The organism is Bradyrhizobium sp. Rc2d, from assembly GCF_900099855.1.
In the GTDB taxonomy this organism is placed as follows: Bacteria; Pseudomonadota; Alphaproteobacteria; order Rhizobiales; family Xanthobacteraceae; genus Bradyrhizobium.
The window spans coordinates 120,518-147,288 of record NZ_FNCU01000001.1; the positions used below are offsets into that span (position 1 = coordinate 120,518).

Genomic DNA, 26,771 nt, shown 5'->3' on the forward strand with positions numbered 1-26,771 from the left:
AATGGACGTCGATGATCGTACGCTTGAAAGCGTCAAGGTTGCGATAGTGAAGACGCTCGGCATCGAGGATCGGGCTGCTACGCTCAACGCATCGACCCCACTGTTCGGCAGCATGCCAGAGCTCGACTCCTTCGCTGTGATCGAGCTGGTGACCACGCTTGAGGAGCAGTTCGGGTTTGAAATCGACGGTAGTGAAATCACTGGTGAAATCTTCGAGACCGTTGGTTCACTTACGGATTTCGTTTCGAGCAAGACAGTTTCACGATGATGCCTGGTCCGGTCAAAGAGCCGCGACGTCCGCCGCACGGTCGAAGGCCAAGACGAGCTTGAGGTCGCCTTCAGCAGCGGCATTCTGCGCTCCGCAGATCCGCTCAAGGGGCAAGACAAGGTGGGGACGGAAAAGACCGAAAACATATCGCGATGATCCTGGATCAATTGATCCCTGGCGTGGACTCGTAAGCGCGATGGCCGCAGGCGCGAAGCGCCGACCAAGGCCGGCGCTACGGAACTTCAATTCAAAATAAATGCTCGTTTTAATTTAAATCATGGTATTATATTTTGCTGAATTTAATTCAATGCGCTCTGGGCACATGATCAGCCTTTCAAATGAGGGATGCCACTCGTGGTCCGCAGATCTGGCGATTGCCCGGCACCCGCAAGCGTTGCACGCAGTCATATAGTTCGGTCCCTTGGCAGTCCCTCCCCTGTCATAGGCAACCGCGCTGAGGCAATCGTGCCGCGGGATTCACATTCCGGCGCTTGCGATCATCATCGTTTCGGACGAGGAACGATGCGATCCGGAACCACCATTGGCGTTCTGTTGGACCAGTGGAAAGGCAAGGTCCCCGGCTTCAATGCCATGCGCTTCATTGCGGCCTCAGCCGTGCTGTTCTCGCATTCTTTCGGGGCTGGCGAAAATCGGCAGCATGACGAATGGATTCGTCAGCTGACCGGCAAATTCGAGCTGGGCACGCTGGGAGTCTACGTCTTCTTCTTCATCAGCGGCTTCGTGATCACGCAGAGCTGCTTGAGGTCCAACGCCAGGTCGTTTCTGATCAAGCGGATCGCCCGCATCATGCCGGGCCTGGTGCTCGTCACGGCATTCTCCGCCCTCGTCCTGGGGCCGCTTCTGACGACGCTCCCGCTCAGGGATTACTTCCACGATCCGAAATTTTCCAAGTTCTTCCTCAACTGCCTGTTTGTCCTGACCGGCGAGCTGCCCGGTCTGTTTGTGGGCAATCCGAGCGGCGATTGGGTCAATGTCTCGTTATGGACCCTGCGATTTGAGGTGATGTGCTACCTGGTCGTCCTCGTCACGATCCTGCTTTTAAAGAAATCGTCGCCGTTGGCGATCGCGGTTCTGGCCTTGGGGCTGGTCGCGCTCGGTTATCCAACCTGTATGACCGCCGCCATCGAACCGATCGCCTATTTGCGCAGCAGCCTCTCAATCAAGATCGACATAACCTACCTGTTCGTTGACGGCATGTCGGTGGTCCCATTCTTTTTCGTCGGCTCGCTCTTCTACTTCGCGCGGGACCGCATCCAGGTCAATCTTCTGTGGTTTACCGGCTCCATCGTTGCGATGATAGTGATCATCCTCTATGCCCAAATCTATCCGCTGTTTCCGTTCGCGCTCGGATATGCCATCCTTTGTCTGGCGTTTTACGACAACGCCATGTATGGCAAGTTCTCCAGGAACGACTACTCCTACGGCATCTATGTCTTTGCCTTCCCGATGCAGCAAACCGTCGTGACGTTCTTCCCATCCGGGATGACCTGGTGGGCGAATGCCTTGCTCGCTTATCCGCTGACTCTGGGGCTTGCCGCCCTATCATGGCATTTCGTTGAGCATCCTTGTCTGCGTTTGGGTTCGCGCATCAGCGGCCGTCTCAAGGTGCCACTAAACTCCTGATGATCTCATACTCAATACCTGAGTTAATGAGCAGGCGATCTCAGCCGTGAACTGCGTTGATAGCGAGGCATGCAACTGCTTCGACGGTTCGTGTCGCGGCTTTCGCAGGAAGCGCGTGAGCCCGGTGAACACCTGATCGGCCGCCACTCCCGACCGGACTGAAGCGCAACCTCAACGTCTGCTGAAATCAAAGTCTTTTGCAGCATAGGACTGAAGTCAGCGACTTCGGAATGTCACGTTCAATGCCAGGGCGGCACATCACCCTTCGAGTTCTAGCCTCTCGCCGATCACGGCCGCGATTTCTCGAGCACCCACAGTCAAGTCGTGACGGCTGATTACTTTCCGCCTCCCGGCCGCTCCCATTTGTTTGCAAAGGTGCGGTGACGCGAGAAGCTCCATCACTTTGTCTGACATCTTTTCGATATTAAACTTTGGTACGACAAAGCCCGAATCATCCTGCAGGAATTCCGGCGCGCCTCCCGTCTGATCGAAGCAGATGATCGGGGTTTCGTGCAACGCGGCTTCCAACATGACAAGGGGGAATGGATCTTCCCTGGACGTCAAAAGGAAAATGTCTGCTGCTTCGAAGTAGGACGCAACGTTGGACTTGCTTCCAACGAAATGAATCCGGTCTGCAAGCCCCAATCTGACGAGGCGCTTGCACATAGTCTCTATGTCCTCACGCGCCCCGCCGATCCAAACAAAATGGACCGGAAAAGCGCCGCTTCTTCGAATGACTTCGTCTGCAACCTTGACAAAAATATCTGTCCCCTTGCGGTGCTCGATCGAACCGCAGCCGCAAATGATCTTCGCATCAGGAGCAATTCCGATTTCCCGCCTGACGCTCTCCTGCAAATCGGATTCCGCACGGCAGAATTCAGAAACTGGTACGAACCCGTGAATTACCCGAACTCTGTTGGCCGGAATAAGATACTTTTTGGTGAGGTTCTCTGCTACGGCGCGCGACACTGCTATGTAGTGTGGTTTATGCTTTTCGAGAACATGGATGTACTGCGACCCAAGGATCTGAATAGCTCCGTCAAGTTCATGCACGTGACAGATCACCGGGCATTGCAGGAACGACAGGAAGTCCAGCATTCTCGCACTCGCCACGGAGTTTGCGTAGATAAGACGAATATCAGACCGTCCAAGTTTCTGCCGGAGAGCGTCTAGATGCTCTGACTGCTGCCGATTGTTCAATTTGAGGCGACGCAGAACTCTGTAAACAAAGTTCGGTTCGGGCTCGAATGTGTCCGCTATTCCGAGAGACTGAAATTCTGGCAGCAATTCTCCCCACCTTCCCGCCAGAACTCGGAAGTTAAAGCTGGTGTCGGTTTTCAGCCAATCTAGCAGCCGCAATAAGAATATGGATGCGCCTGTTCGCGAGGCCTCGTGCTCCAGGAACAGTACTGTCCCGCCTTTACTCGTCATCTCTCTTGACCGATACAATTCCGCATCCGTTGAAGCTACCCTTAAAGCCTTTCAGCGGAGTCGCTGGAGCAACGAACAAGTGCGTCTCTGCATACCGCCGCGACGATTGCATAGCTCCATCACTCAAAGGATTATTGGCCCTCCAATACACCTGCTGCCTCCACCAACGGAGCCGCGAGCACGCGATCGAGCCCCAGCTCTTTCGCCTTCGCAGCTGGGTTGGAAAGCCGCTCGGTCGAGTAACTCGAAGGTTTAAAGAGTGCCTTGTAGCGAGTTCTCAGGCGACGGATCGGCAACGAGAACGGATTTCGTGTAACCGGGCCACACGTCGTTGCGACGGGTAGACGATCGCGCCACTTTTTGACCATGTATCGATACGACCGGACGTAGTCGGGTCCAAGAGACAATTGTGCCTTTGCATTATGAATAACAGGCATATCCAGCCCATAGCATGTCTTTCCCTTGCGCTCAGCTTCCAGAGCAAGATCCGTGGCATAGAGATGAAATTCCGGTAGCAAAGGATCAAAGGACACGCCCGTTTCGCGCCGCACGACAAATGCCAGTTCATCGAAACTTTCGATTCGAACCGGCATGTTCAATGGTCTACCGAAAATACCCGAAGTCTCGGGAAAGCAGGGAACCAATGCGGTATCAAAAATGCGTCCCACCATTTCCCCTGCTGAAGTGATTCCGGCGGTCGCGGCCACGGCCCAATTGGGATCGAGGCGCGTCAGACGATCCACTTCCCACGCAAGTCGTTCAAACCAATTTTCCGGGAAGTAGACGTCGCAGTGGGCAAAAATCAGAAAATCAGCCGTCGCCGTTTCGATGGCACGCGCGTAGGCAGCGGCTGCGCTCGGTTGGTTCCACAGAACCGTGAGCTCGACACAACCGTTCGCTATGTATGGCGAGCGGCACAAATCCCTCTGAAGAATGGGAATGTCGCTAGTCCGCGCGAGGGTGTAAACGTGGAAGAGGGCAGCCATTCAAGCCTCGTTCTGATAAATCTCTCGACGTGCCCGGCACGGTGCTCAGGTTTCACTGACAGCCAGGCCGAAACAACAATCAACTGGCCTATTGGTCAAAGACTGCGATAGATGAAGGTCGATTGCGGGGGAGTAGCCCGGTCCATCATGGGGGAGGATTGCCGCACGCCCCATTCCTCACCTCCGCATTCTCCGGGCCAGCGCGGTCCGGGCAATTACCGACGAACTTCACGCGCCTGACAAAACTCGGACGCCTCGCCCGACCGCCCTCCATTTAAATGGTCTCCCTATATAATATGCTGAATTGCGTATATCAATTTGTACGCTACAATAAACCCGAACGAGTAACAATTTTAAAATACGATGGCGACCGCCCAAGCCCAATAAGCCAGACCCGGAATAAGCCAGACAAAGATCCTGCGCCATGAGGGACCCGCACGGAACGGCCTCGGAGGTCACCAGCAAACCGCTGGTCACAATTGCGATTCCAACGTTCAACAGAGCGGCGTGGTTGAAGGACTGCATCGGCTCTGCGCTCGCCCAATCCTATCGACAGTTTGAGATTGTCGTGTCGGACAATGCGTCAACGGACGCGACGGCGGACGTCTTGAGCGAGATCCGCGACCCGAGAGTCCGCACGGTAACTCAAAAGACCAACATAGGTCAGATTCCAAACTGGAATGCCTGCCTGGCGGAAGCAAAGGGCGACTATGTCGTGTTTGTCTCCGACGACGACAGGATCGCGCCGTCCTTCTTGGAGCGCTGTGTCACACTTGCGAAGCGCGAACCGCAGGTTGAGGTCGTCGCCGCGCTGAGCGATGTATATTTCTGCGGAGAAGACCGAATTTGGCATGCTCCACAAAGCCGAAAACTTGCAACAGGGATTTGGGATGGTGCGGATATCTTGAGAGAGTACTTTGAGGAAAGGATATCGACGCCCATGTGCAGCATCATGATTAGAACGGAAGGACTGCGCGCCCAAGGTGGATTCCCCTTGGATTTTCCGTTTGCGGGTGACACGATAGCATGGGTTTCCCTCCTGTTGAGCAGCAGGGCTGGACTGGTCAACGAGTCCTGCGGAACGGTGTGTGTTCACACTGCGAACGAAACCTCCAAATTGGAGTTGGAGACCCGTCTAAACTGCTTGAGAAAACTGGTCGATTTTGTGTCAACCGAGACTGACCAGTCCATTGCAAATGTACGAGAGCGGCGCGCTCTTCAGTCGGCAGCCAAGCGTTATTTCGCCCGTTACGCCGTGCAAGTCATCGCCTCGTACCGGAAAGCAGGAACCCGCCTCGTCCAAATGGCTCCGGCAATTTGGCAATTGCGCAACTATCTGCGCTGCATTCGACTGGACGACATAGCAAGGATCGCTCGGCCACTTGCGGTTATTATCTTGCCCGCTCCGGTAACGCGCTGGGCACGCGGCATCAGGCCGACGCGGTCGAACAACGATTAAACGGGGTCCTTCACCTTGCTTGGGTAGACTGTAGGCGATGCCGTTTGCGTCTGTGGATCTCCCGAAACTCGTTCGAGCCACACTTCACGCCACCAGGAATAGATGCTCCTCGGGCAAAACATTCGATTATGGCTGTAGCACGATTGGCAGCAGACACCTTCCAATATGATTGCCGGGGTCTTCATTTTCCTCATCTTCCCGGTCTGCTCATCGATGAAATTTGTCACCCGCATCTTTACGCGGTAGGTCCCTCCGCAGTAAGGCACCAGTTCTGCGTCAAAGCCCATCCCGCGGTTGTGATTTGTCTCGTCCAGTGAAGCAAGGATTTCCTCGTAGCGCTTCACGCGGACCAATTCGCCGGGCTGCAAGTTTAGGTCACACGTGGGAGTCGGTTGTCCAGCTGGGATATGTCCTCTCTTTCGCGGGAACGGAACGCCGCCTCGTATGGCTTGGAAGCGATCGTAAAGCCAACGACCGGGACGCCCAAGTCTGCCACGGTAAGCCAGAGAACCGTAGTAGTAGCTGACGTAGATAAAGCCGCTCAATATGCGGCCTGCAGTAGCGTTACCGGACATGTAATCCTCAACGTACTGTCTGACGTCCCACCACGGCAGCGGCGTGGTGTAGTCGAGCAACTGGGTCGCTTGGCAAAGGTATCTTGTTTCGCCATCAACATCGCGGACATGAGTTGCCTTTAAAATACCCTCTTCTGTACAATCGGCTGCGCCACGACGCCCGCCCGCGGGATACGACGAGAATTTTTCCGCATTCGAGGTTTCTGTGACCGGCTTGAGCCATGCCTCTTTCCAAAAGATCAAGCAGGACGCCTGACAGTTGCCGTAAGCTTTGCCGTCACAACGCAGATCCAAATGGACTCCGCCCGATAGGCGACGTCCGACGAATTTTCCCGTAACAGTATCGCAGGTCTTATGCGCTCGCTTGTAGACCTTGAAGCGCTGTCCACAGTACTTGAACATCTGCGGCATGAATGGAAGCCCATCCAACCGACCAGACTTGTCTAGCGAACTGAGGATCTCATCCTTCGTTCTTATCTCTACCCAATCGCCCGGTTGCATGCTCATGCTCGTCTGGCTCCCTTAACGACCATACCCATTTCAACCCAATGAAGCCGTTCCCTCAGGCAGTGAAGACTTCCTCAGCGCAGCAAGAAGACCGAAATAGAACGCTCCTTGCCCCATTACCAAAAAGAGCATCAAGCAATATATGCTGAGCATTACACTACCTTCGATGAGCACTCTCATCAGCGGCAGGCCCCAGCCTTCGATTTGGACCTGAACGACGTACGCGATCAGCGCGGCCACAACGCCCGAAAGAAGTGGACGGCTTATCGCCAACAGCAGAGCCGATAGCGAAATCGCCGTTCCGTTCAGACACCAAGCAAGATGCGGGATCACCCACAGCGTCATCGCAGCCGAATAGGCTACTGCAACGCCCTTGGGGCCATAAGGCAGGCCGACAAAGTAGGCCGAGATCACCAGCGGAGCGATCACAAGTGCAATCGCCAAGCTCCGCCCTTGGAGCCCAACAGACAAGAGGAGCCACGAAAGCGGGTTGATCATCCCGAATATCAAGACCGTCGGAGCCAGCAAGCGGAAGATGACTGCCGCCTCCAGCCATTTCGGCCCAAGAAGGACCAGGACGATATCTTCGCTAAACAAGCCGCAGAAAATAGTCGGAGGAATGGTCAGCGAAACGACCAGTGAATAGCCCTTCAGAAAATAGTTCCTCAAGCGGAAAGAATCATGCTGGAGGCGCGACAACGCCGAGAACGCAACACCACCAACCGCACCATTGAGATTGTCTGTTGGGATGGTGATGAGTTGATATGCGCGGCCATAGATCCCGAGAGCGTCGGCGCCCCAGAACCGGCCAAGAAGAACCTTTTCGAGATTGTACGCGACATAGACGACGAGCCCATTCAGGGTAATGGTCCCGCCAAACCGCAGCATCGGAAGAGTAGCCCTTCCCCAACGTGGCGCACCTGGGATCCAAGCCGTCGCCATCCACATGCAAGCTGTGTTGATCGCCGGCGAGATGATCGCGCCCGCGACCAGCGCCCAGTAGCCGAAGCCGGCGAAAGCCATGCCAATGGCAACCACCATGCCTCCCACTTGGGAGAGACATTCAACAATTGTCAGCGTGACGTAGCGCAACTCGCGCTGAAGCAGCGCGGAGTGCTGCACACCCGCAGCGTTGAGGACAAACCCCGTGCCAATGGCAACAGTGACCCAGAAGAGTCGCGGTTCGTGATAAAAGCTGACCAGAGCCGGCGCACTCGCTGCGCAGAGGGCGGCGAGCAGCAACCCGATCCCCATGTTGATCCAAAATAAGGTCGATATCTGTTCATCGGTGATCGTTGCCTGCTGGACAGTCGCCGACGAAAGGCCTGCGGTGGTGAATAATCCATAGATGCCTGTAACGACGGTTGCCATCGCGACTAACCCAAACTCCCCGGGGTCGAGCAGGCGCGCTAAGATCGCCACAGAAATGATTCGAAGAGCGAAACTCACGGTTTGGCCGCAGACCTTTGCAAGGCCGCCACGGACAGCCTTTGCCTTTACGTCGTCCATTTATCGTTCCTCCGGCCTCGCAATCACTTTGCCTCTTCAGACCAGAGTCAACTTGCGCGCACAAAAGGCTTCAGCGTACCTCTCCGGTGCGCGGCATTCCATTCCCCGCAACCGTGCCATTCCTGAGAACGTCTCGGCATCAAACCACTGCTTCGACCTTTGGCTGCCAAAATGAGACAATAACAGAGCGATCTTTCGCCGCAGCGTCTTCTCCGAAATCGGGACGTAAAGATTGGGCCGCCCCATATCCCCGTCCCACTTCGGGATCTCATATTCAAGGATGACATGGTCGCGGAAGGTGTTCCATGCCAACCGGCTGAGTTCGCGATGATCTTGATGCGCATCATCGCCTCGATGCGTAAAGATCAAGTCCGGCTGGACGCGTCCCTTCAAGTCTTCGAACCACGACTTGATAAGCTCGCCTTGTTCGGGAAAGAACCCGTCGGAAAACTTCATGACCTCAATTCGTGCGGTGGAGGCCCCGGAGAGGAACTCGGCGGCGGAAGCCCTGGCCTCGCGCTCGCGGCTCTCGGCGCCGCTGAGCACGCACCAGTGCACGTCCAGCGGCCCCCCCCTTTCAATCAGGCCAAGCAAGGTTCCGCCGACGCCGATTTCGATATCGTCGGCATGGGCGCCCAGGCACAGCACCGACAAACGCTCGCCGGGCGGAACGAGCTGCAATCCCTTCATGGTGCTACCGCGGCCCGAGCTCCGCCATCGAGCCGCCAAGGCATTTGCCCGCGCTCGGTCATCTCTTCGAGCACTTGCCGATCCCTCAGCGTATCCATGGCGCGCCAAAAGCCCTCATGTCTGAAGGCCATCAGTTGTCCGCATTCGATCAGCCGTTCGAAAGGCTCAACCACGAGCTCTTCACCCTCCCGGATGAAATCGAAAATCGCACTACGAAAAATAAAATATCCTCCGTTGATCCAAACGTCGGATTCCTGGCTGGCCCGCATCCGCCGCACGGCGCCTTCCTCGTCAAATTCAGCAAGATGAAAACTGACCGGTGGGTGGATGGCGATAAAGGCGGCGATCTTGCCGCTCTTCCTGAAGCGGTCGATCATATCGGGCAAGTAGGCATCGGTCAGACCGTCGCTGTAATTCGCCAGGAAAATCTCTTCGTTCTCCACGAGATGACGAACTGCCATCAAACGCTGCCCGATATTGCGCCAGATCCCCGTGTCCATCAGCGATACCCGCCAATCCGGCGGACGCTCGCCCAATATCTCGACCTTCTTCCCGAAATTCGACACCGTGCAGTCGCTGTTTGCGGTCTGCCTGTAGTTCAGGAAGTAGTCCTTGACCACATTTGCCTTGTATCCAAGGCAAAGGATGAAATCCTGATGCCCGTACTGGCTATAGTACTGCATGACGTGCCACAGGATCGGCTGATGACCGATCGGCACCATCGGCTTTGGAATGCTATCGGAGTATTCGCGGATGCGAGTGCCGAGCCCCCCGCAGAACAGCACGACCTTCATATTGCGAACTCCCGTGGCTCGACCACCTGCACATCGGGTATCGGCACAACCATCTTGCACCCCCACGAGGTAACGTGCCGCATCTGCTCGACGATCTCGTGCTTCAGATTCCATGGCAAGATCAGCAAATAGTCTGGCCGCAGTTCATCGATCGCCGATACTGGGTGAATTGGAATGTGCATCCCCGGCGTGTATCGCCCATGCTTGTACGGATTGCGATCAACGGTGAAATCGAGGAAATCGGTACCGATGCCGCAGTAGTTCAGTAGCGTATTGCCCTTACCTGGCGCTCCATACCCGCATATTTTTGCGCCCTTCTTCTTGCATCCGATCAAGAAGGACAAGAGCTGACGTTTTGTGCGATGAACAGTCCGAGCGAATCGCGCATAGCTTTCGATGTCCTCGAACCCGATCTCCCGTTCATGTCTCAGAAGCGCATCCACACGCGCAGAGCGCCCGTGCGTCGCATCTGAACGGCACAGATAAACCCGCAATGATCCGCCGTGCGTGCCGAGTTGCTCAACGTCGAATATTCGCAGGCCGTGCCGTTGCGCGAGGCGATCAATCGTGAGGAGAGAAAAATACGAAAAGTGCTCGTGGTAGATGGTGTCGAACTGGTTCTCGGCAATGAGCCGCTCAAGGTGCGGGAATTCCAGTGTAATGGCGCCCTCCGGAGCCAAGAGATGGGCCATTCCGGCCGTAAAGTCGTTCAGGTCGGGGACTTGTGCTAGAACATTGTTTCCTATGATGAGATCAGCGCGCTGGCCCTGCGATGTGAGGTGACGAGCCAACGCTAGCCCGAAAAACTCGACCAAGGTCGGAACGTTCTTGTGGCGGGCTGCTTCGGCGACATTGGCCGCCGGCTCGATGCCAATAACGGGCACACCGAGCGGCAGGAAATGCTGAAGAAGATATCCGTCGTTGCTCGCGATTTCGAACACCTGGCTGGTTGGTCCGAGCCCGAACCGCGCCACGGCCATCTCGCAATACCGACGAGCGTGCTCCACCCATGAGGTCGAGTATGAGGAGAAATATGCATACTCGCTGAAGATGTTTGCTGGCTGCACATACTCGCGAAGCTGAACCAGGAAACATTCGTCGCAAACGAGCGCGTGGAGTGGGAAATAGGGCTCCATCTTGTCGAGCTCGCCGGCGGACAAGAAGCTTTCGCACAGCGGCGACATCCCCAGGTTTACGAAGGTCGTAGCCAAAGGTGCGCCACATAGGCGGCAACATCCATATGGCGCTGCGCCCCGGTGGCTCGTTCCGCCTTCCTTGAAAATGGCATGCATGGTGATAATCCGATTCGCGGTGACAAATCGCATAGGTCCAGCCAGGACTTGCCCGGCAAACTGTTGCCGCACCCCTGCCCGGGCCGATTTTTAATAATATATACCTACTTTAAATGAAATAAATAATCAACTATTATAATCAATATCAAAATCATCTAAATTATGCTCGTTTAACTGCAAACGTTTCCGCTTTATGCATCGCCCGGGTTGAACTGTATGGAACCGCGAAAGCGCAGCCTCGAAGGCCTGACATCGGTGGTGACTGGAGGAGGATCCGGAATCGGTGCCGCGATCGCCCTTGCGCTCGCGCGCGAAGGAGCTGGGCTCTATCTGGTCGGTCGCAGGTTGGAGCCGTTGGAGTCAGTCGCTTCAAAAGCGCGCGACATGGGCGTGAGAGCTGTCTGCCATCCTGCCGATCTCTCGCTCTCGAGCGGCCAACTGGAGCTAACGAAATTCCTCACGCACAACCTCGATCGCCTCGATTTTCTGATACACAGTGCCGCGCTGCACAATGCTGGTTTGGTCGAGGACGGCGGTCTCTCGGATTTTGACGAGCTCTACCATACCAATGTTCGCGCTCCCTTGGCCCTCACGCAGGCACTCCTGCCCATGTTGAAGGATCGGGAGGGACAGATCGTATTCATCAATTCGAGCAGCGGCGTTGCGGCCAAGCCGATGACCGCCCAGTATGACGCAACCAAGCATGCTCTCAGGGCGATCGCCGACAGCCTGCGCGGCGAAATCAATTCGTATGGCGTCCGGGTACTCAGCGTATATCCGGGGCGGACGGCAACTGACATGCAGGAACGGATCCACCGAATCGAGGACAAGACCTATCGACCCGAGCTTCTGTTGCAGCCGTCCGACGTTGCGTCTGTCGTCATGAACGCCCTGCTCCTGCCTCGCACGGCTGAGGTCACCGACATCCATATCCGCCCGATGACCAAGACCTGAGCGACGAGCTCCGCTATTCGCGCCACTATCGTGAAATTCCGGCAGTATATGAATAGAGAAAGCCAGTGCGATTCATTCCAACGACGCTCAAGGACGCCCACATTATTGAGCTCGAACCCGCGCGCGACGACCGTGGATTCTTTGCTCGTACCCTTTGCGTGGATGCCTTTGCCGAACGTGGGCTTGAGATTCAATATCCGCAGCACAGCATCTCGTACTCCGCCCGGAGAGGCACACTGCGTGGGCTTCACTTTCAGCGCGAGCCTCACTCCGAAGCAAAGCTGATACGCTGCACAAGGGGCGCAATTCTGGATGTCATTGTCGATATCAGGCAAAATTCCCCTAGCTTTCGCCGCTGGCAGACGTTTGAGCTCTCATCAACAAACTGCCGTGAACTCTACGTCCCTAAAGGTTTCGCCCACGGATTTCAAACCCTCTGCGATGAGGTAGAGGTGAGCTATCTGATCTCCACGCGCTATGCGCCGGGATTTGCCGGTGGCATCCGCTACGACGATCCCGCGCTTGGAATTGAATGGCCGTTGCCGGTCACGGAAATCTCCGAGAGAGACCTGCGGTGGCCCTCTTTCTCCGAATAGCGATGGAAGCCGTGAACAACAATCGGCATACGCGAGCATGATCGGGACGGCCCCATCAACGGGGGCGCCGCAACGGCGGCTCCTGGTCTGCACCTCGAGACGGACGCGCATGACAGCGCCGGCGCTTCTCGTCGCTTGGACTCTTCTTTCGTTTGGCGCCGACGCGCTTGCGATCGATGTTGAGGGACGAAATGCGGATGCAGCCTCCGCGGCAATTGTCGCCAAGCCAGCTTTTCCGCTTAAGGTTGGTGCCAGAAATCGCTATCTCGTCGATCGGAACGACAGGCCATTCCTCATCGTCGGCGATTCACCCCAGAATATCATCGGCAAATTGTCGGAAGCGGAAGCCGCGGCGTACATAGCCAATCGTGCGGCGTATGGCATCAACGCGCTATGGATAAATCTGCTTTGCAACGAGGCGCTCGGGTGCAGCTCGGATGGCGCGACGCCCGACGGCATTGTTCCGTTCGTCGTAGCGAACGATCTCACAACACCGAATCCGGCCTTTTTTCAACGGGCCGAGAGCATCATCCGCCATGCCGAAGATCTCGGAATGGTGGTGATCCTCGATCCCATCGAAACTATAGGGTGGCTGCGCACCTTGCACGTCAATGGCGTCGCGAACGCTTACAGGTATGGCCGATACCTGGGAGAGCGCTATCGAGACGTCCCAAACATCGTCTGGATGCATGGCAACGACTTTCAATCGTGGCAAGACAGTGATGATGATGCGCTCGTGCGGGCTGTCGCACGGGGCATCCGGGATACCGACCCGAACCACCTCCAAACCGTGGAGCTGAATTTCCTAACGAGCGGGTCGCTGGATGATCCAAGCTGGCAATCGCTGGTGGATCTGAGTGCCGCATATACGTACTTCCCCACCTACGCGCAGGTATTAAGCGAATACAATCGCGCCAATCACAAGCCCGTTTTTCTGGCCGAAGCAAATTATGAGTTTGAGCACAATGCCGAGACGGATGGAGGAACAGCGAAGACCCTGCGAAAGCAGGAATATTGGACCATGCTAAGCGGGGCGACCGGTCAGCTTTATGGATCGCGCGCCTGGCGTTTCGACAAGGGTTGGGAGGCGGATTTGGACACGCGAGGAGTAGTAGAGCTGGGCTATATGAGCAAACTATTCGCTCATCGAAGGTGGTACGATCTCGTTCCCGACCAGACGCATACCGTCGCAACAAGCGGCTACGACGCGCTTTCTGAACATGTCGGGAGGCTTGCTGCTTATCTCGGCAGCTACCGAGTTCAGCCAGCGGTCCAAAGGCTCTTCTCCAGGTTCAAGCGGTACACGCATTTTGGATCGATAGCGACCAACACTTATGCCCCAACCGCGCGCACGGCGGACGGCTCGCTCGTGGTCAGCTATTTGCCGAAGAACCGCCCTATAACGATCGATATGTCAAAACTAGCTGCCCCTGCCACAGCCCGCTGGTACGATCCAACCAGCGCCACCTATCGTCCAGCCGCCAAGTCTCCTCTCGCAAACACAGGAGTTCGCGAATTTTCTCCACCGGGGCTGAACAGCGCCGGCGACGATGACTGGGTTCTGGTGATCGAAACCAACCCTGAAAAAGACTAGCCGACCCATTTGGCGGGGCCGCGGCGCTCCGTCCTCCGCGGCGCCAAATTCAAGAGTCGAGACGCAGCACTTCCCGGAAGCGGCTGCGTATCGTACGTCGCAGGCGGTTTCGTTCGACCGGATTCAATCGCGAGTAGGGCCGCTTGAACGTTGCGATTTCTGCCAAGATCCTCCCTACCGAAGGTACGATGACCTCAGAGATCGTGGTTGGATCGGGACTCTCAAGTCCCATCGAGATGCAAATCCCCGCCCGGACGAAATCCAAGCCGCCCGAGGTCGCCTCGGCGAGAGAGCCCCAGAATCTGGGATTCGCCTCAATTAGAAAAATCTCTCCGGACGTGGCGTGCAGTCTCGCATCGATGTGGCCCGTGTAACTCAGCTCTTGGACGATGGTCCTGGCGAACTTCGCCAGCTCCTCATTCTGCACAAAGTAAAGCGCGTCTGCTTTTCTGCTTGTGAATGTGTGCTACGAAGCCGCTCGATCGTCAGAACGACATCCTGCTTGTTGGATGCTTCGATCGAAAGGTCATTGGTGAAATGATCTCTGTACCTTGCCGAGTGGCGAAGGAACGAGATGCTCTTGGGAGCTATGAGGAAGTACGGCACTCCGTCGGGCAGCGAGTCGACAACGGCGGAAGCAATGGATGGTGTGCTGCCCATCACAGCCACCGTGAATTCAGACAATCGCTCGTCAAATGATTGTGGCTGAAACTGCTGAAAAGACGAATTCAATCTGCACTTGCGGCGTGTCGTCGCAGGATGAACATAGGGAAATATCGAGAAACTGGCAACCAGCGTCAATTATGCGGCTTACGCGCTGCGTCGCAACACTCACATCCCCAAACATGCGCGCCACAGACATTCGGGCGGGAGTCGCCGATATTCCGATTTCCTCCCGGAGCATTCGCGCAGATTACGAGACGACTTCCTGAATCGGCCGGATTGTGTTCCCCTGGGATCCGCATCAGTGCGGCCATCTCCACCACTTCAAGCCGCTTGACCTGACATCGCGCGTATCGTCGTCTGGCAAGAGCTACTTCGCGGACACCACCCAAGAAAGTCCTTCGACGTGCTCTTGCAAGACTCAGGTCGTGCGCGGCTTCTCATCGTCACGTCGCGCCAGGAGGCCGTTTCGATGCAATAGCTGCGCTGTTTTTCGCACTAGCGCGAACGGCAAATCGGCACGTTCAGCAATGTCAAATAGCGAATTCCTCCCATCTGAAAGATTGAGGATCCAGAGCATGGCCATGTTGGCACCTGCAGCGTCCTTGTCGCCTCCGATGGTTCCATAAAGTCCGCGCCGCCCTAATTGGGGTTCGCATTTGGGGTTTGTGTTGCGATAAACTATGTCGTTTTCCAAGATATCGATCGTCTCGGCGATGATCCGATAGGACTTCGCCAGGTGATCTGGCGCGATCAAATCAAGATTGTCCGCTGAGGTGTGATACTGTGGAATCTGACCGAACTGACTGCGCTGAAAGAGGCCGACGGGCAAATTGAAGCCGGGCGAGCAGTATTGCCGCTCGTCATAGCCATATGGCGAGAAATCAAGGATCGTCGGCTTCAGGCCGCAATGCCGAAGAATGTGAGCAAGGACCCTGTCGATCTCGGCGTCTCCTCGCCTACTCTTCTTGTAGGTCGGACCACCGCCGTCACCGACCATCGAGACCACGAGCCCGTGCTTGATGTGCTTCACCTGGTCCTCGTTGCGAGCGAGCCACGTAATTGCACCGATGGTTCCTGGCGCGAACAGAAATCGATAGCTGCATCGGGTCCGTAGACCCGCCATGCATTTTGCAAGATGCGTCAGGAGCGCCACGCCCGAACAGTTGTCGTTCGCCAGCGACGGGTGGCAGATGTGGGCGGAAAGCAGGAACTCTTCGTCAGTTTCGCCCTTGTGCAAATATTCGCCATAGCTCAAGGAACCGCTAGAAAGATCGGAGTCGATGACCACCTCGTACCGCCCGTCGCTGAGGCTCTCGAGCAGTCGATGAGGCATGCAAAATGCCCAATTCTCGGCATAGTAGGAGGTTCGGTAGGGAGTGAGGTCCGGTTGGTCGGGCAGTGTGTAGACGTGCTGCTTGAGCTCCGACAATGATATCCATCGATGGACCGGAATGCTGTAGCTCATGACGTGGAGGTTTGACTCGGCAAAATCCACGATCTTGCGCCCTCGCTGATCGCGGATATACGCCGCGCGGATATTCCATTCCGGCGGGACAACCCAGTCGAACACCTCCGTTCCGGTCGGAACCTCGTGGATATCGAGGTCGATGTGAGAGCGCATCGCATGCAGCGTTTTCCGCACCCCATCGCCAGTGATACTGCGGCAGATCGGATATATCTTGGCGGCAAAGGCAAATATCTCCTCGCCGGGGTTTCCCCCGACCAGCCTTTCGCCAACCGTCAACTCACCAGTCATGATGCGACTTGAAGGTGCAGTTTGATGCGGCGCAAATCGGCATCAAGAACTCCCTCGGCCAGCAGCTTCCGAATATGGCCGATGCGTTGATATCGCGGGCCTTCGAATTCCTCCAACGTCAAATTTGACGAACGATAGACCCTGTAAAGCTGTTCGGCGCCCATGCGAGCGTCCCAGCGCGGCTGGAATCCTGGCAAGTTGCAACGGATCTTTTCGAAGCTCACTCGGTAGGACCGCTCATCTGGACTCGCATCCTCCGCAAACTCTACCGTAGAATTCGGCACCACACTCGCGACGATCTCGGCTAGATCCCGAATTCGATAATTGTGAGCGGTCTGACCGACATTGAATGCCTCATTGAAAACAGATTCGGCAGGCGCCTCCAATGCGGCTATGAAAGCTCGAGAAATATCCTCGATGTGAACGATCGGCCGCCAGGGCGAGCCATCCGATTTCAGGTGAATTTTTCCTGTCGTAAACGCCCATGCAACAAGGTTATTCAGGACAATATCGAAGCGCAGCCGCGGTGAGACTCCGTACGCTGTCGCTGGCCTCAGATACACCGGGCAAAACCCGTCGCCGGCCAACGCCGAAATATCACGCTCGGAAGCTACCTTGGATTCTCCGTAGGCCGTCACAGGATTGAGCGCGGCGGTCTCATCGATCATTTCCTCGCCGGCTTTTCCATAGTTGCTGCAGGAAGAGGCGAACACGAAACGACGTACGCCGGCATGTTTCGCAATCTCGGCCATGCGAACGCTTGCGCGATGATTGATCTGGTCAGTCAGTTCAGGCCTCAGATTACCGAGCGGATCGTTGGAGAGCGCGGCTAGATGCAGCACAGCGTCGAAGCCAACGAGATCTGCAACCTCCGCGTCTCTGACGTCCTTCCAAATCGTCGGGACCTCGAGAATGCTACCGCCGGCAGCGTATGTACACCGGGAGTAGATGTCGCTGTCCATTCCAGCCACCTCGTGGCCGGCGCCGACCAGCATTGGCGTCAAGACCGTGCCGATGTAGCCAAGATGACCTGTTACAAGAACTCGCATTGCCATTCTCCATCGCACTCAATTTTATGAATGAAATCCTGCCCGGCTTCGGTGTTTCGGCTTGCGCCCGGTCAAGCGCCGGCTCTCCTATCGGGAAGACCGCCTCGAGCACGCAAAGTGCAGTGCCAGGATGGCTGCACGCACGGCTTCTTCGCGGGATGTTGTGGCACAGCAAGAGGACTCATGAAGCCAAAGCCTGCCGTTGCCGCGCGGTCGCAAGTCCTTGTTCAGAGCGCCACCACTTCACAAACTCCGTCAGTCCGAGTTCGAGCGGCACCGTGGCTTGGAAGCCTAGCAGACGTTCCATTTTGCCTGTCGACGCCACGCGGCGCGGTACAGGATTGATCGAGTGCTCGGGTGCGATTTGCGGGAGCACGCCGTCATGGCCCATAACGGAAGCCAAGGCTGAAGCAAGCTGCATCAGGCTTGTTTCGATGCCGCTCCCCACGTTGAACACCTCGTCGCTGACCTTTGCCCTCGCAGCAAGGATGGTTGCGCGGGCTGCGTCACGGACATGCACTAAGTCCAAGGTCTGCTGGTCGTCCCCAACTATCACCGGCGGCGTTCCAGCCTCCACTTCTTCCATCCAGCGGATCAACATCTGGGCGTATCGACCGTGCACGTCCATTCGGCTGCCATACAGGTCAAAATATCGCAATGCGATATAGTCGAGACCATGCATATCGTTATAAGCGCGGAGCAGGCCTTCAGTGCAGAGCTTCGCTGTTCCGAAGACGGTACGGTTTCCATATGGGTTCTGATGCTCCGTCGTCGGAAATTCCTCCGCCGCGCCGTACACCGAAGCGGAAGACGCGGCGATGAGCTTCTCGACGTCATACCTGACGCAAAGTTCAAGCAGGTCGAAGGTACCGTTCACCATGACCTCCATGGCAAGACGCGGTTCGGCCATGCAATGGGCGCTGCATGGTGCAGCGTGGTGAAAGATGATGTTGGCTCCTTTTACAAGCGCTTCGACCAACTTGGTGTCGCGCAAATCGCCGCGGACCAATCGCACGGGTCCTCGATTAAGCGACTTCCTAAGATTCTCCGGTCGGCCGGTCGTCATATTGTCGAGCGCGACGATCTCGACGCAACCTTCGTCGCACAACAACTCTACGATATGCGAACCGATGAATCCGGCGCCTCCGGTAACGAGAACGCGTTTGCCCTTGAGATCCATCCTGACCGCTCTCCTGGTTCTAGGCTAATCGGCCATATCGAGGCATTTTGTCCTGAAATGCCCAGTTGCTTTGGAATATTCGCGTCTCTTGTGTCGCGACCTTTCTCACTTCGGCGGCAACAATGCCCGGTTGCTCCGGCAACAGCTCGGGATAAATGGGAAGCGATAGAAACTCACGCGCAAGCCTCTCACTTACAGGCAGATCGCCGACGCGATATCCAAGTTCTACGTAGCTCGGTTGTAAGTGGATCGGAACGGGGTAATGAATGCCAACGCCGATCCCCGCGCGGCCCAGCATGGCAAGAGCCTGATCGCGATCCAGAAGCCTAAGGGCGTAGATATGATAGACGTGCCGGCTGTGGCTGGGTGGCCGCGGACGGGCAAGTGCCAAACTGGACAATTCCCGATCGTACTGTGCTGCGATCGATCGACGTGCCTCGGTCCAGGCTTCGATGTGCTCGATCTTTACGTTTAGTACTGCTGCCTGAACTTCGTCTATTCGATCATCGCATCTTGCGAAAACATGACTGCGGTCCTCCTGCGTTCGATCGAGGAGCAAGGACACGCGTCGCGCAAGTTCCGGCTGATCGGTAACAACTGCTCCGGCCTCGCCATGGGCCCCGAGATTCTTGTCGGGATAGAAGCTGAAGCAGCCGAAATCTCCGATCGAGCCGGCACGCCTGCTCTTGTACACAGCACCATGCGCCTGCGCAGCGTCCTCGATTACAAAGAGACCATGGCGGCGGGCAATTGACATGATTGGATCCATGTCCGCCATGAGCCCATGCAGATGGGCCGGCAGGATCGCCCTCGTCTTGTTCGTAATCGCAGCCTCGATCAGAGCAGGGTTCATCGTCCAGGTAACTGGATCAACGTCCACAAAGACAGGTGTTGCACCGCAGCTGATAATGGCGGCCGTCGCCGCAACAAAATTCATCGAGACCGTGATCACCTCATTGCCCGGCCCCACTCCAGCAGCCAGCAATGCGAGACGGAGCGCTGATGCGCCACTGTTAACGGCGCTGCAGCAAGCGACGTTGCAGTAATCCGCGAAGCGCTTCTCGAAAGCGCGCGCTTCACGTCTCCACGTGGACCGTTCGTCTCGAATGGCACGCGCGATCGCAGCGTCGATTTGCGATCCAACCGTCCGAGTTTGTGCTTTCAAGTCCAAGAAGGGTATCAAATCGGTTACCATGCTCGCTGTCGAACAACCCAAACCAATTTAATCGCATCATTTCATTTAAATCAAATCATAAATAGCAAAAATAAAACCGCAATTAACGAAACGCCGACCGCGTATTTTCGAACGGCACACATACCGCGAAACCGGATTAAATAGTCCGATGCCAGCCATTGGAAATTCCCGTAGGGACTATTTGGACAGCGCAAAGTTTGCGCCCCCAATCTGCGGCCGGCTCCGAACGGTAGACTGGCTTTATCGAATGAAATGCGAGACTTCGTTCAGATACTTGCCGTAGCCGCTTTTCTCCAAGGGCCCGGCGAGCGCGGCGACTTGATCGCGATCGATGAAGCCCTGTCTCAGGGCAATTTCCTCCAGACAGGCAACCTTCATCCCCTGTCGCTTTTCGAGCGTCTGCACGAACATCGCCGCATCGATCAGCGATTCCACCGTGCCTGTATCGAGCCAGGCGAACCCTCGCCCCATCCGCTCTACATGGAGCTTCTTGGCCGAAAGATAGCGCATCTGCAGATCCGTGATCTCGAGTTCGCCGCGCGACGACGGTTTGACGCGTCGTGCGTAGCGCACGACGTTGTTGTCGAAGAAATAGAGACCCGTGATCGCCCAGTTCGAGCTCGGCTGCTTCGGCTTCTCCTCAATTCGTAGCGGATGGTCGGCTTCATCAAATGTAACGACGCCATACCTCTCCGGATCCCGCACGTGATAGGCGAAGACCGTTGCACCTTCCTCACGCTCGGCAGCCCTTGCGAGCAATTCGCTCAAGCCGTCGCCGAAGAAGATGTTATCTCCAAGCACCATCGCAACGCGATCGCCGCCGATGAAGTCGGCGCCAATAATGAACGCATCCGCGAGACCGGCGGGGCGCGGCTGCTCCGCGTAACTTAGCCTAATTCCCCATTGACTGCCGTCCCCCAGCAAGTGCTCGAACTGACACCGGTCTGAAGGCGTGGTTATGATAAGAATCTCGCGCACGCCCGCCAGCATCAGCGTCGACAATGGATAGTAGATCATCGGCTTGTCATAGATCGGCAGTAGCTGTTTGCTGACCGCTCTCGTGATTGGATACAGTCGAGTTCCGCTGCCGCCAGCCAGCACAATTCCTTTCAGCATCGATTCCACCTTCCGCGAGTTGGTCGAGACAGGTTTCGAGAGAACAAGGCCATAACGGCAATCGAATGCCTAAGACGCGCTCGGCCTTGGATGAATCGAGGCGCGAATTCCGTGGCCTTCGCGCGGCGGTCCGGTACTGTTCGCTCGCAATCGCCTCAAGCTGAGGCACTCGGATTCCGCGATGAGCGAGCAAGGCGAAAATCGCTTGGGCAAACCCATGCCAAGTCGTCTCACCTTGTCCGGCAAGATGAAAGATGCCGGCCATGGTTCTACGATCGTGGGTTAGCAGCCGCCCCGAGAGCTGAAGGATCGCCGAAGCAAGGTCGAGCGCGGATGTTGGATTTCCGTATTGATCCTGAACGACTCTGACGCTCGTTTGCGCTTCACAGAGCCGCAGCATCGTCCGAACAAAGTTGTTGCCATGGGGACTATATAGCCATGAAGTGCGAATTACCGTTGCCAGGGGGTGAGCCGCCAGAACGGCCGCTTCGCCAGCCAGTTTCGACGCGCCGTACACATTCAATGGCGCAGGAACATCGTTTTCCTCGTAAGCATCCAGCTTTGTGCCGTCAAAGACATAGTCGGTTGAGATGTGGATGAACGGTATATTCATTTGCCATGCGAGATCGGCCAATGCGGCCGCTGCATCGCGATTAATGCTGAATGCCCTTGCGATCTCCGACTCTGCTAAGTCCACCGCCGTGTAAGCGGCAGCGTTGATGATTAGGGACGGTGCGAGCGGATCGATCGCTCGGCGGAGTTCCCCATGGGCCTCCAGATTGAATTCGCTGCGTCCGAGGGCGACCACGGGCATGCTGTGCAGCGCCGCGAGGTCACGAAGACACGTTGCCAACTGACCGTTGCGACCAGCAATCAAAATGGGCCTTTCCGTCATCTGCAGCCTCAATGTTGTGTAGCGAAGAGACCCAGACGCGAGCCGTCATAGACCCCGCTGCGGGCATGCTCCCACCAGGCACGGCTCCTGAGATACCATGCGACGGTTTCGGCCAGGCCCTGCTCAAACGTCCTTGTGGGCTGCCAGCCGAGCTCACGGCGGGCTTTCGATGCGTCAATCGCGTAGCGGACATCGTGTCCCGGACGATCCGGCACAAAGGTAATCATCGATCGTCTCGTTGCCGGGCCGGGATACAATCTGTCGACGACGTCGCAGATCTGGGTAACGACGTCGAGGTTGGAGCGTTCGCTATCGCCGCCGAAATTGTATTTCTCGCCGGGCTTGCCTTCCGACAGAAGCGTGATCAACCCTGCCGCATGATCTTCAACATGCAGCCAGTCGCGTACGTTTCGGCCGTTGCCGTACACCGGCAGCGGCTTGCGCTCGATCGCATTAAGAATCATCAAGGGAATGAGCTTCTCTGGAAATTGAAAGGGGCCGTAGTTGTTCGAGCAATTCGACACGATGACCGGCAGGCCATAGGTCTTGAACCATGCAAGCGCGAGATGATCCGAGGCTGCCTTGCTCGCTGAATAGGGCGAGCTCGGCTGGTAAGGGGTTTCCTCCCGGAAGTAGTCGGCAAGTCCGAGTGAGCCGTAGACCTCGTCTGTCGAGACATGAACGAAGCGAAACCGCTTTCGTCGTGGCACCGAGAGGCCTTCATAGTACTTTCTGGCGGCTTCCAATAACGTGTAGGTGCCCACGATATTCGTGGCAATGAAAGCCGCCGAGCCGGTGATCGAGCGGTCGACGTGACTCTCGGCTGCGAGGTGAATGATCGCGTCAGGCTGGTAGCTGCTGAACACGAAATCCATGGCCTCGCGGTCGCAGATGTCCTGCTGCTCGAACAAGTATGACTTCAGCCCCTCGATAGACGCCAACGAGGCTGAGTTGGCCGCATAGGTCAACTTGTCGACATTGATCACTGCGGCGCCCTTCTGCAGCACCAAGCTGCGGCACACTGCAGAGCCGATAAATCCCGCTCCCCCGGTCACCAGAACGCGCATTTGACCGCTCTCCGTCACTCGAAAATGGCCGCAAGCTGGTCCAGCCTGGGCAGGGACCTGTCTTTTGGCGACATTTTGGCCTCGACTGTCGTCACCGGCCACTCGATCGCCAGTGCCGAATCGGCCCAATAGAGCCCTCCGTCATGACTTGGAGCGTAGACTTGGTCGACCTTGTAGAACACGACGGTATCAGGCTGCAGCGTGCAGAAACCGTGCGCAAAGCCTTTCGGGACAAACAGTTGCTCACCCGTCTTGCTATCAAGCTTGACAGCTATATGCTTTCCGAAGGTCGCCGAGGAACGCCGAAGATCAACCACGACATCCAGAATAGCGCCGCTTAGCACTCGTATGAGCTTGGCCTGGGCGAACGGCGGTCGCTGGAAGTGCAAGCCCCGGACCGTCCCAACCTTATCTGAGCTGGATTGATTGTCCTGAACGAAATCGACGAGAATCCCTTTCTCTGCGAACGCAGATCGCCGAAACGTCTCACAGAAGTAACCCCGGTCGTCGGATACTCGATCCGTTTGAATGATCTTAATATCTGGGATCTCTAAACACCGTACTTCCAGCATGAAAACGTCCTCCGGTACGTGGTGCTCAGTCCCGCCAAAAAGGCGCAACGAGGTCTTCAAAGCACCGATCGAAATTGCTCTCGTCGAAACTGCTCTCGCCGCCGTCATTCGGACCGTCATGATGGGCGCTCGCACATGCCGCGCGTCCGCAGCGCGGGAGGAATTCGAGGCCTTGAGCCGACTCGCTTCGCCTCGCCGTGCCAGCAAACACGAGGCCCATTCAAGGCGTTCGACTGTCGTTGAATGATCGGGGAGACCCGACACGCTTCTTACCTTCACGATCAGTCCCGCCGGGCTACCCTTTAACCACCAGAACTCAAATCTCATTTAATTCTGTCCGTCGATTATCGTCGGCGCGCCACAGCGACGCCGCCCTTGGCCAAGCGGCCCCTCCCGCGGCTGCCGTCCAATTAATATCCGAATAATATTTAATTTGGCAATCATATTTTTCGGAGTTATATTCCATTTAATAAATCATATACCAAACGCTCGCATGCGGGCGACCAAACCGACGTGCTCCCGACCCAGACAGGTACCCCATGCTTCAGAGCAATCTTCTACAGACCGACAGAACACGCTTGCCTTTGGGCGGGCAGACCCCGTCCAACCAAATCGACGGCGGGGGAATCGGCGATCTCGTCAAGTTCGCGGTCATCTTTGCAAGGCGTCGATATCTTATGATCATCGTCACCGCGGCTCTCGTATTCGCTGCCGCGATGCTCTACCTGCGGTTCGCTCCCCCTACCTACACAGCTCAAGTACAGATTCTGCTGTCGAACCCTCGAGCTCAATTCGTTCAGCAGCAATCACTCGTTCCGGAGCCCGTCGTCGACGCGGCCCAAATCGAAACGCAACTGCAGATGATAAGGTCGCGGGGAATTGCAGCGGCAGTCATAACGCAGCTGGATCTCGCCAACGATCCGGACCTTACCAGTACACGGTGGTCCTTCAGCTCGCTGCTGCATCGCATTCGAAACCCCGACCAGGAGCCGGAGCACGTTTCGAAGGCTGATGTGCCTAACGAAGGCGCGATCGCCGCGTTGTTGGATAGGCTCTCCGCGTACAGGATCGGATATAGCAAGATCATCGAGGTCAGCTACAATTCGAGCAGCGCGGAGCGGGCGGCGGAGATCGCAAATGCCGTGGCTAACGCGTACATCAACGACCAGATGAATGCTAAATTCGAGGCCACTCGAACGGCAGCCAGTTGGCTGCAGGAACGTCTCCATAACCTCAATGAGCAAGCACTGACGGCCGAGCGCGCCGTGAGCGCATATAAGTCTCAGAACAACATCGTCTCGACCGGCGGAAAATCGATCGACGAACAGCCCGTCAACGATCTCAACGCCCGATTGGTAGCTGCCCGAACCCAGACCTCGGATGCACAGGTCAAGTTCAACCGCTACGACGCGGTCCTACGCGCCAATGCAGCGGGCTCCTCCACCATCAGCGCTCCTGACGCGGCGAGCGCCGATGTCCTCCAGAGCTCGATTATCAATACGCTTCGCCAGCAGTATCTCGAGTTATCACGTCGCGAAGCCGATTGGTCAGCCCGGTTCGGCCGCGACCATCTGGCAGTTGTCAACCTGCGGACGCGGATACGCGACATTCGCACATCCATCCTCGAAGAGGTTAAGAGGCTCGCCGAAACCAGCAAAAACGAATTGGAAGCTGCTCAGCAGCGGCAGCAGGAACTCGAGAAGCAACTTGGTCGAGCCGTCTCGCAATCGCGCCTGACGAACTCCGCAGAACTAACCATACGGGAGCTGGAGAGCCGAGCGAAAAGTCTGCGCGCCATGCATGAGGCGTTTCTGCAACACTCCATGGGAGCGACTCAGCAGGAGACCTTTCCGATTTCGGAGACACGGGTGATCTTTCCCGCCTCCCCGCCAGAGCGCAAAAGCAAGCCGAAGGCAAAGTTGGTGCTGGGCTTCGGCTTAGCCGCCGGACTCGCACTCGGGATCGGCTTGGCTCTTCTAAGAGATGTTGTGGACAGAGTCTTTCGCACGTCGTCACAGATAGAGGCCGCACTAGACCTGCCGTGCCTGTCGCTGGTCCCTTTGCTGTCATCTCCGAAGGCGCAGAAATCGACCGTCCGATCCCAGCAATCGGATGAAGATCTGCGATCACACACGATGTCAAACGTGCCGACGCTTCACCGAGCCGTCATCGGAATGCCGCTCTCCCGCTTCACGGAAGCCATCCGTTCGATCAAGCTTGCTATAGACCACACCCCGGTGAAGGCGTCGAACCAGGTGATCGGAATCACGTCGGCTCTGCCAAATGAAGGCAAGACGACGATTGCAGCCTCTCTGGCTCACCTCATCGGACATAGCGGCAAGCGCGCTATTGTCGTCGATTGCGACCTCAGAAACCCTTCACTCTCTGCGGCCATGGCTCCAAACGCTACATTCGGCTTACTCGAAGTCGCGAACGGAAAACGCTCCCTCGAAGAGGCGCTCTGGCACGATCCCAGGACTAATCTCGCATTCCTGCCAGCCGTCCGGCGTGGGCCCCTGCTTCACACGAGTGAGATTCTTTCCGCCGAGAACATAAGCAAGCTATTCGATCGTTTGCGGCAGACCTATGACTACGTCATAGTGGATTTCCCGCCACTCTCGCCCCTAGTCGATGTACGCGTCACTGCGTCGTTGGTCGACTGCTACGTTCTCGTCGTCGAATGGGGACGGACGAAAATCGATGTGGTCCAGCATGCCCTGCATACTGCGCCGACCATCTCCGATTCCTTGATCGGCGTTGTTCTTAACAAGACCGACATAAGGGCAATGGCACGGTACGACGCTCACCGGAGTGATTACTACGATGACAGCCACTACGTCAGGTATGGCTTGTCGGACTCTTAGGATGACCCTCTGACATACGTCGGACCAAACAATGGAGTCAGCGCCTTCTGCAAATATGCTCTCCGTTTTGAGCGGGTCAGAGTCAGAGATGGTGTAAAATGGTTGTCCAGTC

22 protein-coding genes are annotated in these 26,771 nt (G+C 56.4%); 7 read left to right on the top strand and 15 right to left on the bottom strand.

From position 1 onward, the window contains the following. Window position 1: 1 nt before the first annotated feature. Window positions 2-268: an acyl carrier protein gene (locus BLV07_RS00520; protein ID WP_091880186.1), complete on the top strand. Its 267-nt coding sequence runs from the start codon at window positions 2-4 to the stop codon at window positions 266-268. A gap of 522 nt (window positions 269-790) precedes the next feature. Beyond that, the gene (locus BLV07_RS00525) at window positions 791-1,912 is read left to right on the top strand and encodes an acyltransferase family protein (protein ID WP_176945273.1); all 1,122 of its coding nucleotides are present in this window, start codon (window positions 791-793) and stop codon (window positions 1,910-1,912) included. A 258-nt stretch (window positions 1,913-2,170) separates the two neighbouring features. Here the strand turns inward: BLV07_RS00525 and BLV07_RS00530 are convergent, their stop codons facing one another. Beyond that, window positions 2,171-3,343 carry a glycosyltransferase family 4 protein gene (locus BLV07_RS00530; protein ID WP_091878319.1) on the bottom strand — a complete coding sequence of 391 codons (1,173 nt, stop codon included), beginning with the start codon at window positions 3,341-3,343 and terminating at the stop codon, window positions 2,171-2,173. Between the two features lie 131 nt (window positions 3,344-3,474). Continuing rightward, a complete protein-coding gene (locus tag BLV07_RS00535; RefSeq protein WP_091878321.1) occupies window positions 3,475-4,329 on the bottom strand; it encodes a hypothetical protein in 855 nt (284 codons plus the stop codon). Between the two features lie 424 nt (window positions 4,330-4,753). Between BLV07_RS00535 and BLV07_RS00540 the strand changes: the two genes are divergently transcribed. After that, window positions 4,754-5,788 (top strand): glycosyltransferase family 2 protein, encoded by a 1,035-nt coding sequence (locus tag BLV07_RS00540; RefSeq protein ID WP_091878323.1) that lies wholly within the window; start codon window positions 4,754-4,756, stop codon window positions 5,786-5,788. Here the strand turns inward: BLV07_RS00540 and BLV07_RS00545 are convergent. The 5 genes from BLV07_RS00545 to BLV07_RS00565 are packed head-to-tail and all read right to left on the bottom strand — an operon-like array spanning window position 5,785 to window position 11,155. After that, window positions 5,785-6,870 (bottom strand): hypothetical protein, encoded by a 1,086-nt coding sequence (locus tag BLV07_RS00545; protein WP_091878325.1) that lies wholly within the window; start codon window positions 6,868-6,870, stop codon window positions 5,785-5,787. The two genes, BLV07_RS00540 and BLV07_RS00545, sit on opposite strands and share 4 nt — an antisense overlap. A gap of 33 nt (window positions 6,871-6,903) precedes the next feature. Then, complete coding sequence (locus tag BLV07_RS00550) at window positions 6,904-8,379, bottom strand: lipopolysaccharide biosynthesis protein (protein WP_091878327.1); 1,476 nt, start codon at window positions 8,377-8,379, stop codon at window positions 6,904-6,906. Window positions 8,380-8,415: 36 nt separating this feature from the next. Then, the gene (locus BLV07_RS00555) at window positions 8,416-9,069 is read right to left on the bottom strand and encodes a PIG-L deacetylase family protein (RefSeq protein ID WP_091878329.1); all 654 of its coding nucleotides are present in this window, start codon (window positions 9,067-9,069) and stop codon (window positions 8,416-8,418) included. Next, on the bottom strand, window positions 9,066-9,863 hold the full coding sequence (locus tag BLV07_RS00560; RefSeq protein WP_091878331.1) for a glucose-1-phosphate cytidylyltransferase: 798 nt from the start codon (window positions 9,861-9,863) through the stop codon (window positions 9,066-9,068). Before BLV07_RS00560 ends, BLV07_RS00555 begins: the two co-directional genes overlap by 4 nt. Beyond that, the gene (locus BLV07_RS00565) at window positions 9,860-11,155 is read right to left on the bottom strand and encodes a class I SAM-dependent methyltransferase (RefSeq protein WP_091880188.1); all 1,296 of its coding nucleotides are present in this window, start codon (window positions 11,153-11,155) and stop codon (window positions 9,860-9,862) included. Before BLV07_RS00565 ends, BLV07_RS00560 begins: the two co-directional genes overlap by 4 nt. Window positions 11,156-11,371: 216 nt before the next feature. Between BLV07_RS00565 and BLV07_RS00570 the strand changes: the two genes are divergently transcribed. The 3 genes from BLV07_RS00570 (at window position 11,372) to BLV07_RS00580 (ending at window position 14,299) form a co-directional block, all read left to right on the top strand. Further along, window positions 11,372-12,109, top strand: coding sequence for an SDR family NAD(P)-dependent oxidoreductase (locus BLV07_RS00570; protein ID WP_091878333.1), 738 nt, complete (start codon window positions 11,372-11,374; stop codon window positions 12,107-12,109). A gap of 65 nt (window positions 12,110-12,174) precedes the next feature. Further along, entirely contained in the window at window positions 12,175-12,705 is a 531-nt protein-coding gene (rfbC, locus tag BLV07_RS00575; RefSeq protein ID WP_091878335.1) for a dTDP-4-dehydrorhamnose 3,5-epimerase, read from the top strand. Window positions 12,706-12,814: 109 nt separating this feature from the next. Beyond that, window positions 12,815-14,299 (top strand): apiosidase-like domain-containing protein, encoded by a 1,485-nt coding sequence (locus BLV07_RS00580; protein WP_176945274.1) that lies wholly within the window; start codon window positions 12,815-12,817, stop codon window positions 14,297-14,299. A 1,084-nt stretch (window positions 14,300-15,383) separates the two neighbouring features. On the opposite strand, the gene BLV07_RS00590 is transcribed toward BLV07_RS00580, so the two are convergent. The 8 genes from BLV07_RS00590 to rfbC (BLV07_RS00625) all read right to left on the bottom strand — a co-directional run bounded on the left by BLV07_RS00590 (window position 15,384) and on the right by rfbC (BLV07_RS00625) (window position 23,795). Further along, on the bottom strand, window positions 15,384-16,721 hold the full coding sequence (locus tag BLV07_RS00590; protein ID WP_091878342.1) for a DUF4910 domain-containing protein: 1,338 nt from the start codon (window positions 16,719-16,721) through the stop codon (window positions 15,384-15,386). Next, a complete protein-coding gene (locus tag BLV07_RS00595) occupies window positions 16,718-17,770 on the bottom strand; it encodes an NAD-dependent epimerase/dehydratase family protein (protein WP_091880191.1) in 1,053 nt (350 codons plus the stop codon). Before BLV07_RS00595 ends, BLV07_RS00590 begins: the two co-directional genes overlap by 4 nt. A 181-nt stretch (window positions 17,771-17,951) precedes the next feature. Then, window positions 17,952-18,950, bottom strand: a complete 999-nt coding sequence (locus BLV07_RS00600) for an NAD-dependent epimerase/dehydratase family protein (RefSeq protein WP_091878344.1) — start codon at window positions 18,948-18,950, stop codon at window positions 17,952-17,954. Between the two features lie 19 nt (window positions 18,951-18,969). Further along, entirely contained in the window at window positions 18,970-20,133 is a 1,164-nt protein-coding gene (locus tag BLV07_RS00605) for a DegT/DnrJ/EryC1/StrS family aminotransferase (RefSeq protein WP_091880194.1), read from the bottom strand. 252 nt (window positions 20,134-20,385) lie between these two features. Next, window positions 20,386-21,261, bottom strand: a complete 876-nt coding sequence (rfbA, locus tag BLV07_RS00610; protein ID WP_091878346.1) for a glucose-1-phosphate thymidylyltransferase RfbA — start codon at window positions 21,259-21,261, stop codon at window positions 20,386-20,388. Further along, window positions 21,170-22,156: a dTDP-4-dehydrorhamnose reductase gene (rfbD, locus tag BLV07_RS00615; protein WP_091878348.1), complete on the bottom strand. Its 987-nt coding sequence runs from the start codon at window positions 22,154-22,156 to the stop codon at window positions 21,170-21,172. The genes rfbA and rfbD overlap by 92 nt, the downstream gene beginning before the upstream one ends. An 8-nt stretch (window positions 22,157-22,164) precedes the next feature. After that, a complete protein-coding gene (gene rfbB / locus BLV07_RS00620; protein WP_091878349.1) occupies window positions 22,165-23,223 on the bottom strand; it encodes a dTDP-glucose 4,6-dehydratase in 1,059 nt (352 codons plus the stop codon). A 14-nt stretch (window positions 23,224-23,237) separates the two neighbouring features. Next, on the bottom strand, window positions 23,238-23,795 hold the full coding sequence (gene rfbC / locus BLV07_RS00625) for a dTDP-4-dehydrorhamnose 3,5-epimerase (protein ID WP_091880197.1): 558 nt from the start codon (window positions 23,793-23,795) through the stop codon (window positions 23,238-23,240). 539 nt (window positions 23,796-24,334) lie between these two features. Here rfbC (BLV07_RS00625) and BLV07_RS00630 point away from each other — a divergent pair. Next, window positions 24,335-26,659, top strand: a complete 2,325-nt coding sequence (locus BLV07_RS00630) for an AAA family ATPase (RefSeq protein WP_091878351.1) — start codon at window positions 24,335-24,337, stop codon at window positions 26,657-26,659. The last annotated feature ends 112 nt before the right edge of the window (window positions 26,660-26,771 follow it).